Source organism: Pseudomonas sp. NPDC089547, from assembly GCF_050280665.1.
Classification (GTDB): domain Bacteria; phylum Pseudomonadota; class Gammaproteobacteria; order Pseudomonadales; family Pseudomonadaceae; genus Aquipseudomonas.
The window spans coordinates 1-7,233 of record NZ_JBNNVS010000090.1 but is presented as its reverse complement, the minus strand read 5'-3'; the positions used below and the strand labels follow the sequence as shown (position 1 = coordinate 7,233).

Annotated in this window: 11 protein-coding genes; 8 read left to right on the top strand and 3 right to left on the bottom strand. The window is 62.8% G+C overall.

From position 1 onward, the window contains the following. Window positions 1-139: 139 nt before the first annotated feature. From ACQKPZ_RS27775 to ACQKPZ_RS27765, 3 genes are read left to right on the top strand one after another with little or no spacing between them, the layout of a single operon-like run. On the top strand, window positions 140-1,129 hold the full coding sequence (locus ACQKPZ_RS27775; protein WP_427544433.1) for a 2-hydroxyacid dehydrogenase: 990 nt from the start codon (window positions 140-142) through the stop codon (window positions 1,127-1,129). Between the two features lie 31 nt (window positions 1,130-1,160). After that, entirely contained in the window at window positions 1,161-1,598 is a 438-nt protein-coding gene (locus tag ACQKPZ_RS27770; protein ID WP_427544430.1) for a hypothetical protein, read from the top strand. Further along, on the top strand, window positions 1,595-1,999 hold the full coding sequence (locus ACQKPZ_RS27765) for an META domain-containing protein (RefSeq protein WP_427544427.1): 405 nt from the start codon (window positions 1,595-1,597) through the stop codon (window positions 1,997-1,999). The genes ACQKPZ_RS27770 and ACQKPZ_RS27765 overlap by 4 nt, the downstream gene beginning before the upstream one ends. Window positions 2,000-2,117: 118 nt before the next feature. Here the strand turns inward: ACQKPZ_RS27765 and ACQKPZ_RS27760 are convergent, their stop codons facing one another. Then, entirely contained in the window at window positions 2,118-2,582 is a 465-nt protein-coding gene (locus tag ACQKPZ_RS27760) for a TlpA disulfide reductase family protein (protein WP_391137655.1), read from the bottom strand. An 85-nt stretch (window positions 2,583-2,667) separates the two neighbouring features. Here ACQKPZ_RS27760 and arsC point away from each other — a divergent pair, with 85 nt between their 5' ends. From arsC to ACQKPZ_RS27745, 3 genes are read left to right on the top strand one after another with little or no spacing between them, the layout of a single operon-like run. After that, the gene (arsC, locus tag ACQKPZ_RS27755) at window positions 2,668-3,021 is read left to right on the top strand and encodes an arsenate reductase (glutaredoxin) (protein ID WP_427544424.1); all 354 of its coding nucleotides are present in this window, start codon (window positions 2,668-2,670) and stop codon (window positions 3,019-3,021) included. After that, the gene (gene wrbA / locus ACQKPZ_RS27750; RefSeq protein WP_391137661.1) at window positions 3,018-3,623 is read left to right on the top strand and encodes an NAD(P)H:quinone oxidoreductase; all 606 of its coding nucleotides are present in this window, start codon (window positions 3,018-3,020) and stop codon (window positions 3,621-3,623) included. The genes arsC and wrbA overlap by 4 nt, the downstream gene beginning before the upstream one ends. Next, complete coding sequence (locus tag ACQKPZ_RS27745; protein WP_427544421.1) at window positions 3,616-4,029, top strand: DUF2069 domain-containing protein; 414 nt, start codon at window positions 3,616-3,618, stop codon at window positions 4,027-4,029. Before wrbA ends, ACQKPZ_RS27745 begins: the two co-directional genes overlap by 8 nt. Window positions 4,030-4,131: 102 nt before the next feature. Here the strand turns inward: ACQKPZ_RS27745 and ACQKPZ_RS27740 are convergent, their stop codons facing one another. Both ACQKPZ_RS27740 and ttcA read right to left on the bottom strand, forming a co-directional pair. After that, complete coding sequence (locus ACQKPZ_RS27740) at window positions 4,132-4,803, bottom strand: DNA-3-methyladenine glycosylase I (RefSeq protein ID WP_427544418.1); 672 nt, start codon at window positions 4,801-4,803, stop codon at window positions 4,132-4,134. Between the two features lie 4 nt (window positions 4,804-4,807). Further along, entirely contained in the window at window positions 4,808-5,632 is an 825-nt protein-coding gene (gene ttcA, locus ACQKPZ_RS27735) for a tRNA 2-thiocytidine(32) synthetase TtcA (protein WP_427544415.1), read from the bottom strand. A 261-nt stretch (window positions 5,633-5,893) separates the two neighbouring features. Between ttcA and ACQKPZ_RS27730 the strand changes: the two genes are divergently transcribed. Next, a complete protein-coding gene (locus tag ACQKPZ_RS27730; protein ID WP_012270925.1) occupies window positions 5,894-6,493 on the top strand; it encodes a Yip1 family protein in 600 nt (199 codons plus the stop codon). Window positions 6,494-6,624: 131 nt separating this feature from the next. Further along, window positions 6,625-7,119 (top strand): SprT family zinc-dependent metalloprotease, encoded by a 495-nt coding sequence (locus ACQKPZ_RS27725; protein ID WP_284355113.1) that lies wholly within the window; start codon window positions 6,625-6,627, stop codon window positions 7,117-7,119. The last annotated feature ends 114 nt before the right edge of the window (window positions 7,120-7,233 follow it).

Genomic DNA, 7,233 nt, shown 5'->3' with positions numbered 1-7,233 from the left:
TGCTTTTTCATGGTCTCGCCCTCGCTGCCGTTGGCTTCTTCGAACGCCACCGTGGCACTGTGATGCCTCGGCGGGGGCGAGTCCATCGATTACACACAGCGGCCTGAGTCGCTGTTGAGACTTGTAGAGGAACCCCACCATGCGCGCCCTGTTGTTCAGCAGCCAGCACTACGACCAGGAAAGCTTCACCCGGGCCGCCAGCGGAAGCACCCTGGAGCTGCATTTCCAGCCAGCCAGGCTGACACTCGACACCGCCGCCCTGGCCGATGGCTACGAGGTCGTTTGTGCCTTCATCAATGACGAACTCGACGCCCCGGTGCTTCAGCGCCTGGCAGCCGGTGGCACACGCCTGATCGCCTTGCGCTCCGCCGGCTATAACCACGTCGACCTGCCCGCCGCCCAGCGCCTTGGCCTTGCCGTTGTCAGAGTGCCAGCCTACTCGCCACACGCGGTGGCCGAGCACGCCGTGGCATTGATCCTGGCCCTCAACAGGCGCCTGCACCGGGCCTACAACCGTACCCGCGAAGGTGACTTCACCCTGCATGGGCTGACCGGCTTCGACCTGCACGGCAAAACCGTCGGCGTGGTCGGTACCGGCCAGATCGGCGCCGCCTTTGCCCGCATCATGGCCGGTTTCGGTTGCCAGTTGCTGGCCTACGACCCCTACCCCAACCCGGAACTGCTGCGCCTTGGCGCACGCTACCTGAGCTTGCCCGAGTTGCTTCGCGAAGCCCGGATCATCAGCCTGCACTGCCCGCTGACCGAGCACACCCGCCACCTGATCAACGCCCAAAGCCTGGCCCAGCTACAGCCCGGCGCCATGCTGATCAACACCGGTCGTGGCGCGCTGGTCGACACTCCGGCACTGATCGACGCGCTGAAAAGCGGCCAGCTCGGCTACCTGGGCCTGGACGTCTACGAAGAGGAAGCCCAGCTGTTCTTCGAGGATCGGTCCGACCTGCCCCTGCAAGACGATGTCCTGGCCCGGCTGCTCACCTTCCCCAACGTGATCATCACGGCCCACCAGGCCTTCCTCACCCGTGAGGCGCTGGACGCCATTGCCGCGACCACACTGGACAACATCAACCGCTGGGCGGCAGGCAATCCACAGAATCAGGTCTCGGGTTAATGCTAGGATACGCGGCATTTCTGGAGGACCCATGGTCGAGCACGATTTCCGCTACACCCTTTTCAACCCGCAACACACCCTGATCGAGTGCCGTGCGCTGATGCCTGGCCGCTACCAGGTCACCGGCAACGGCGGTTCGATGCACAAAGGCGACACCCTGCTGGTCACCCTCAAAGGCAGCAAGGACCTGTCCATGCGCCTGACCGTGGAGAGCGTTCGCCACCTGATCAACCCGCGCGGCCAGTGGGTTGCCGTGGCCAGTGGCCCGGTGTTCAACGAGCTGGAAATCCTCACCTGGCAGGTCGAATGCGACAGCTGCGACGCCGTGCTGGACTTCGAGTTTGCCGTGGACGCCAAACTGGGCAAGAAAGCTCGCCAGCCGGCCGCCAGTGCACGCATTGCCGAACTGGGTTGGGCCAGCCGTGGCGAAAAACACCTGTGCCCGCGTTGCCAGGAGAATGCCGCGTGAAAAATCTGCTGACCGGCGCGCTGATTGCCACCGGCCTGCTTGGCTGTGCCGCAGAACCTTCAAAGCTGCAGCAGGAACGCAGCTACGTGCTGGAGTGGATTGGCGAGCGCCCGCTGATCGACTACAGCCACCTGACCCTGACCCTGGCCAGCGACGGCCGTGCCTACGGCAATGGCGGTTGCAACCACTGGTTTGCGCCGTACACGCTGGACGGTGAACAGCTGAGCTTCGGCAAGGTCGGCAAGACCCGCAAGCTGTGTGCGCCGGCTTTGATGGAGCAGGAAAAGCGCTTCTTGCAGGCGCTGGAAACGGTGCAACGCTGGGATGTGTCGCCGGTGGAGCAAATGCGCTTCTGGCCGGCCGAGGGCAAGCCACTGCGCTTCTGGCCTGAGGAAGGCTGAAGATTGTTGGGGCCGCTTTGCGGCCCATCGCGACACAAGGCCGCTCCTACAGGTGATCACCGAACCCTGTAGGAGCGGCCTTGTGTCGCGATGGGCTGCGGAGCAGCCCCAAAATGCTTCAGGCGCCCTTCAGGGCCTTGATCTTGGCTTGCAGCCCTTCCAGGGTCTGCTCGCCCAGCAGCTGCTCACGCACCTTGCCCTTGTCATCGATGATGTAGGTCACCGGCAGCGCCTCGCTACGCGGCAGGTCATAGCGCTCGGCCGGGTCCTGGGCCAACACGGTAAAACCGATGCCCAGGGTTTCAGCGGCCTGCTTCAGGTCCTGCCCCTGCAAACCGTCGAAATTCACCCCCACCACCTTGATGCCATCGGCCGACCACTGCTTGGCCGCCGCGTTCAGTTCCGGGATTTCGGTACGGCACGGCCCGCACCATTCGGCCCAGTAGTTGAGCACCAGCCAGTGCCCGTCGATCTGTTCGGCCTTAACCGTATTACCGTGTTGGTCCACGCCATAATCGGCACCGCAACCACCGAGCAACAGGCTCGCGGTGATGGCCAGTACTGCTGCCAGACGCCTTGCCATGGGTCAATCCTTCTCGAGTTTTAAAGCAAATTGGTCAGTCGCTGCGGTTAGAATAGCCGCCACACCCAGCTGGATGCGACCCGACATGACCGACCTCACGCTCTATCATAACCCGCGCTGCTCCAAATCCCGCGGCGCACTGGAACTGCTCGAAGCCCGCGGCCTGGCGCCAACCATCGTGCGCTACCTGGAAACCCCGCCCGACGCCACCACCCTCAAGGCCCTGCTCGCCAAGCTGGGCATCGCCCCGCGCCAACTGCTGCGCACTGGCGAGGATGAGTACAAGGCCCTGAACCTGGCCGACCCGGCGCTGACCGACGCACAACTGATCGCTGCCATGGCCCAGCACCCCAAGTTGATCGAGCGGCCGATCCTTGTCGCCGGTGAAAAGGCCGTGATCGGCCGCCCACCGGAAAAAGTGCTGGAGATCCTGCCGTGAGCGCGCCCTACATCCTGGTGCTGTACTACAGCCGCCACGGGTCGACCAGCGAAATGGCCCGGCACATTGCCCGTGGCATTGAACTGGCCGGCATGGAGGCGCGCCTGCGCACGGTGCCTGCGATCTCCACCGAATGTGAAGCCGTTGCCCCGGATATTCCGTCCAGTGGTGCGCTGTACGCCACCCTGGACGACCTGCGCCACTGCGCCGGCCTGGTGCTGGGCAGCCCGACCCGCTTCGGCAACATGGCGGCGCCGCTGAAGTACTTCCTCGATGGCACCAGCAGCTTGTGGCTGGGTGGTGAGCTGGTCGGCAAGCCAGCGGGCGTGTTCACCTCAACCGCCAGCCTGCATGGCGGCCAGGAAACCACCCTGCTGTCGATGATGCTGCCGCTGATGCACCACGGCATGCTGGTGATGGGCCTGCCCTACAGCGAGTCGGCCTTGCTGGAAACCCGTGGCGGCGGTACCCCTTATGGTGCCAGTCACCATGCAGGGGCCGACGGCAAGCGCGAACTCGATCAGCACGAAATTGCCCTGTGCCGCGCCCTTGGCCAACGCCTGGCGACCACGGCCAAGGCCCTGGAGGCCGCGCGTGGCTAAAAAGCCCAAGGTGTTGCCACCACTGGAATGGCTGGCACCGCGCCTGCGCCTGACGCGGGCGTTGAGCCTGGCGTTCTTCTTCGGCCTGATCGCCTTGCTGGTGGTCAACAACCTGTGGTTCGCCAACCTGCATGGCGCGCGGGTCGGGGTGATCCTGGCGATCGAACTGGTGCCGCTGCTGCTGTTGCTGCCGGGCATGCTGATGGGCAGCGCCCGGGCACATGCCTGGACCTGCTTCGTGGTGAATATCTATTTCATCAAGGGCGTGCTGGCGGCGTTCGACCCGGCGCGGGCGGTGTTTGGCTGGGTTGAAGTGCTGGTGAGCCTGGGACTGTTCATTGCCGGGCTGCTGTATGTGCGCTGGAAGTTCCAGCATGAGCGGCGCATGGCAGGCGAAGGTAGTTGAATTCTTCGCGGGCACGCCCGCTCCCACAGGAATCGCACCGCACTCAAGGCCTGTGCAGTACCTGTGGGAGCGGGCGTGCCCGCGAATGGGGCAACACAATATTCAATGGTTGACGGTATGCGCCAGCATCACCGACAACTGGCACAGCGGTCGCCCGCTTTCTTCATGCCACTGGTTGAACGCCTGCTGCACCAGCGCCAGGTCGCGCTGGCTGGTCGGCTGCTTGTCGATCACCTTCTGTGCAATCAGCGCCGCTGCCATGTCATCGGTAGGGATAAACGTGTCCTTGCCAACCATCCGCAAGAACCGCGGCGCCGACAACCCGCCCAACTGGTTGCCATGCTTGGCCAGGTACTTCCACAGCCCGACAATGTCGGTCACCGGCCAGTCGGCGATGAACGCGCCAAAGCTGCCGTTCTCTTTGCCGATATCCAGCACCATTTGCGCATTGCGCGGCACGCTCTTGAGCTTGCCCAGGTGGCGGATGATGCGCTCGTCATGCATCAGCCGCTCCAGGTGCTCGGCCCCCATCAGCACCACCTTCTCCGGGTCGAAGCCGAAGAACACCTGCTCGAACGCCGGCCACTTGGCATCCACCAGGCTGTGCTTGAGCCCGGCGCGGAACACGCGCAAGGCCAAGGTCGACAGGTAGCGGTCGTCACTGATGCCCCGCAGTTGCGCCGGTGTACGAGGCTGCGGGAGGAAGGCCTCCAGCGCCTGGGCCGAGCCAAAGCGGTTCAGGCAATACTCATGCAGCCACTGGTAATCGCGCATGGGCTCAGATGTTCACCACGTCGAGGAAACGCGGGGTAGCGTTCTCGTCGATCTTCAGGCTGGTGAAGTCGAACAGGTTACGGTCGGCCAACTGCGACGGCGCCACGTTCTGCATGGCGCGGAAAATGCTCTCGGTACGGCCCGGGTGCTTGCGCTCCCACTCCACCAGCATGTCCTTCACCACCTGGCGCTGCAGGTTCTCCTGCGAGCCGCACAGGTTGCACGGGATGATCGGGAATTCTTTCATGTCCGAGTAGGCCTGGATGTCCTTCTCGCTGCAGTAGGCCAGCGGGCGGATCACCACGTTGCGGCCATCGTCGGCGCGCAGCTTCGGCGGCATGCCCTTGAGCGCACCGTTGAAGAACATGTTGAGGAAGAAGGTTTCGACGATGTCGTCGCGGTGGTGCCCCAGCGCCATCTTGGTCGCGCCGATTTCGTCGGCGAAGGTGTACAAGGTGCCACGGCGCAGGCGCGAGCACAGCGAGCAGGTGGTCTTGCCCTCAGGCACCAGCTCCTTCACCACCGAGTAGGTGTCCTTTTCGACGATGTGGTACTCGACACCCAGTTCCTTGAGGTAGGCCGGCAGCACGTGCTCGGGGAAACCCGGTTGCTTCTGGTCCATGTTCACCGCAACGATCTCGAACTTGATCGGTGCCACCTTCTGCAGGTGCAACAGAACGTCGAGCATGGTGTAGCTGTCCTTGCCGCCGGACAGGCAGACCATGAGCTTGTCGCCATCCTCGATCATGTTGTAGTCGGTGATGGCTTCGCCAGCGAGACGACGCAGGCGTTTTTGCAGTTTGTTCTGGTTGACCGAGAGGGTGCCCATAGCGCTTGGATCCGCGAGGTGTGACAAAAGGCGGCTATTTTACGCACAAACGCGCCGTCGCTGTAGGCATTCCGATAAAGACTTCAATGTAATCAACAGTACGCCTTACAGCGCAATTTGCTCTAAAAAGCACGGTTTATGCGGGCAACAGCTTCCTATACTGCGACATAAGGCCACATTACCGCTTGCTTCGGTGTTCGGGCCTCGGGCCGCTTGCGCTCCATCTGGGGGGCGTTTGGCAACATTGAGAGGAGTGACGGCATGATTCATCACGTTGTGGGGCTGTTTACCCATCCTGACCAGGAATGGCGGGAGATTCGTGGCGAAGAAGAAACCATCAGCCACATGTACCTGACGCACACCCTTATCCTGGCGGCGATTCCCGCCATTTCCGCGTTCATCGGCACGACCCAGGTCGGCTGGGTAATCGGCGACAGGCCGGCAGTGATGCTGACCATGGAAAGCGCCATCTGGATGAGCATCATGTCGTACCTCGCCATGCTCGCCGGGGTGGCGGTAATGGGGGCATTCATCCACTGGATGGCCCGTACCTACGATGCCAACCCGTCCATGGCGCAATGCATTGCCTTTGCCACCTATACCGCCACGCCACTGTTCATTGGCGGCCTGGCGGCGCTGTACCCGCACCTGTGGCTGGGCATGCTGATCGGCACTGCCGCCATCTGCTACACGGTGTACCTGCTGTATGTCGGCTTGCCGACGTTCATGAACATACCGTCCGACGAAGGCTTCCTGTTCTCCAGCTCCGTGCTGGCGGTGGGCCTTGTGGTATTGGTGGCGATCATGGCCGCCACCGTGATTATCTGGGGACTGGGCGTGGGGCCCGTCTACACCAACTAGAACAGACTCAACCAACACTGGGGCATCAACCAGGGGCCGCCGCAGGGCGGCCTCTGGCTGTGCGCTGACCGATGGCTCGGCACCCCTGTTGCAGTTGCGGCATAATGCCCGGTCAGGAGAACCACCCCGCCATGCCCGAGCTGCTCAGACAACGCGTCGAAACCTGTTACCAGCAAGCCGAAACCTTCTTCAAACGCCCCTTCCCGCGCCCGGAAGTCAGCTTCAAGCTGCGCGGGCAAAAAGCCGGGGTCGCCCACCTGCACGAGAACCTGCTGCGCTTCAACCTTCAGCTTTACCAGCAAAACCAGGAAGACTTCCTGCGCCAGACCGTGGCCCATGAAGTAGCACACCTGGTGGCGCACCAGTTGTTCGGCGACCGCATCCAGGCCCACGGCGAGGAGTGGCAGCTGATCATGCGCGGGGTGTACGAATTGCCGCCCAACCGGTGCCACAACTATGAAGTGCAACGGCGTGTGGTAACCCGCTACATCTACCGCTGCCCGTGCCCGCAGGGTGACTTTCCGTTTACTGCGCAGCGGCACAAGCTAGTGCGCCAGGGGCGGCGCTACCTGTGCAAGCGGTGCCGAGAGATATTGGTCTACAGCGGCGAAACGCGCGTCGAATAGATTGTGTATTGCCTGCTCTGGCCTCTTCGCGGGTAAACCCGCTTGTATGGTAGGACTTGAAGGGAGGAGGAGGGTCATAACTCGCTTCTGACTGTTCGCGCAGTACAGACCGTG